Source organism: Streptomyces sp. NPDC097981 (genome assembly GCF_040302565.1).
In the GTDB taxonomy this organism is placed as follows: Bacteria; Actinomycetota; Actinomycetes; order Streptomycetales; family Streptomycetaceae; genus Streptomyces.
The window spans coordinates 1-2,092 of sequence record NZ_JBEORW010000164.1 but is presented as its reverse complement, the minus strand read 5'-3'; the positions used below and the strand labels follow the sequence as shown (position 1 = coordinate 2,092).

Here is a 2,092-nt window from a genome sequence, read left to right as displayed (position 1 = left end):
CCCTCTCTGGCAAAGTGAGAAAAGTCAGCCATACTGGATGATTCATTGAGTCGAGGGCGGAGAAGGAGTAGTCCCAGGTGGCCAGCACCAACGACCACAGGGCCCCGGATCCGCAGGTGGAGCCCCGTTCCACGAACCGCCGGTTCTCGGCGGCGTACAAGCAGAGGATCCTTGCCGAGTACGACACCCTGGACAAGCAGGGCAAGGGCGCGCTGCTGCGACGCGAGGGGTTGTACTCCTCGCTGATCTCGGCATGGAAGAGCCAGCGCGACGCCGGGGCCGCCGAGGCCCTGGCCGCACCGGCGGGCCGGCCTAAGGCGGACCCGCGGGACAAGGAGATCGCCAAGCTGAAGAATGAGGTTGCCCGGTTGGAGAAGGAGCTGGGCAAGGCCCGCACCGTGATCGAGGTGCAGGGAAAACTCTCCGCGCTGCTGGACCAGCTCGCCACGGGCAGCGCGACCGAGGACGGCGAGACGAAGTAGTAGCGGCTCCCGTGCACCGCCTGACCGGCGCGGCCGGCACGGTGTTCGAGGGCGCCCGCGAGGCCGCTCTGGAGGAACTGGCCGGTGTGGTCGGACGGGTGCGGGCCTGTGTGGCGCTGGGCGTGAACCGGGCGACCTGGTATCGCCACCATCGCCAGTCACCACCCCCGCCGAGGTCCGTGCGCGAGCGCCGCCCGCATCCGAAGGCGCTGACGCCCGCCGAGCGTGAGGCGGTGGTGGCCAAGCTCAACGGCGAGCGGTTCCGCGATACGGCACCGGCCGAGGTCTACGCCACGCTGCTGGACGAAGGCGTCTACCTCTGTTCGGAATCGACGATGTATCGGATCCTGCGCGAGCGCGGCGAGGTCCGCGAACGGCGCCGCCAGGCCACTCACCCGCCGCGCAAGAAACCCGAGCTGATGGCGGACGCGCCCAACCGGGTGTGGTCCTGGGACGTCACCCGGCTGAAAGGGCCGGACAAGCGGGTCTTCTACTGCCTCTACACGGTGATCGACATCTACAGCCGCTACACGGTCGGCTGGATGGTCACCACCCACGAAAGCGAGGAACTCGCCAAGCAGTTCATCGAGGACACCGTCGCCAAACACGGAATCGACGACGGCGAGTTGACGATCCATTCCGACCGGGGAGCGATCCAGACCGCCAAGTCAGTCGCGGTCCTGATGGCCGACCTCGGCGTCACCAGGTCGCACTCCAGGCCGAAGATCTCCAACGACAATCCGTACTCCGAGGCCCAGTACAAGACGATCAAGTACCGGCCCGACTACCCGGACCGGTTCGGTTCGCTGTCCCATGCCCGGCACTGGTGCGCGGAGTTCTTCCACTGGTACCACTACGAGCACCGGCACAGCGGCATCGGCTACCACACGCCCTACGACGTCCACCACGGCGAAGCCGTTCTCGTCCGCGAACTACGGGCCAAGGTCCTCGCCGACGCCTACAACCAGTACCCCGAACGCTTCGTCCGCAAGTTCCCCGAACCACCCTCCATACCCGACCAGGCCTGGATCAACAGGCCCACCCACGACGCGACGTTCCCGGCCGAGCGTTCGCAGGAGATCCGATGATCAAGATCGAGTACCGCCGGACTGGGCCATACGTGGACCGCGGTCGGGAGCACCAGGAGGAAGTGGACCTCGCCGTGGTCACCCGTGCTGACCTGCGTTGGTACTACTTCCTGTCCGACCTCTCGTTCACGATCCACGAGAAAGAGCTGGCCCCGCCGTGGTCGTGGACCCCCGTGTTCGACTTCCTGTGGTCGATGAAGGGCGTACTCGAACACCTGGATCGGGGCGAGCACTCGACGATCGGCTTCACCGAGAACGCGGAGCTGATCGAGTTCGTCCCGGAAGACGGGAAGGTGCGGATCTCGTGCACCTATGCGACGGCCGAGGCGGTCTGCGAGCTCGCTGACCTCAAGGACGCCTGGCAGGTCTTCCGACAGACCGTACTGAGCGAGCTCAGTGGCGAGCACCCGCGTCTCGCGGCCAACTCAGTGCTCGCGGAACTCCGGCTCTGACCGCCAGGCCCGGTGTTTCCGACCCAAAGTTAGACACGATCACCTGCCTTGATCACTTTGACAGGTTCCG

The 2,092-nt window shown here is 66.1% G+C and carries 3 protein-coding genes; all 3 read left to right on the top strand.

Annotated elements, in window-relative coordinates; genetic code table 11:
- Positions 1 to 77 precede the first annotated feature (77 nt).
- From ABTY04_RS40795 to ABTY04_RS40785, 3 genes are read left to right on the top strand one after another with little or no spacing between them, the layout of a single operon-like run.
- Positions 78 to 482, top strand: a complete 405-nt coding sequence (locus tag ABTY04_RS40795) for a transposase (protein WP_352218484.1) — start codon at positions 78 to 80, stop codon at positions 480 to 482.
- Between the two features lie 20 nt (positions 483 to 502).
- Positions 503 to 1,570 (top strand): IS3 family transposase, encoded by a 1,068-nt coding sequence (locus ABTY04_RS40790; protein ID WP_352218485.1) that lies wholly within the window; start codon positions 503 to 505, stop codon positions 1,568 to 1,570.
- Positions 1,567 to 2,022 carry a hypothetical protein gene (locus tag ABTY04_RS40785; protein WP_352218483.1) on the top strand — a complete coding sequence of 152 codons (456 nt, stop codon included), beginning with the start codon at positions 1,567 to 1,569 and terminating at the stop codon, positions 2,020 to 2,022. The genes ABTY04_RS40790 and ABTY04_RS40785 overlap by 4 nt, the downstream gene beginning before the upstream one ends.
- Positions 2,023 to 2,092 lie beyond the last annotated feature (70 nt).

Excerpts from the sequence above, each read along its gene's own strand:
- ABTY04_RS40785 (WP_352218483.1), top strand. The coding sequence starts at position 1,567 with ATGATCAAGATCGAGTACCGCCGGACTGGGCCATACGTGGACCGCGGT.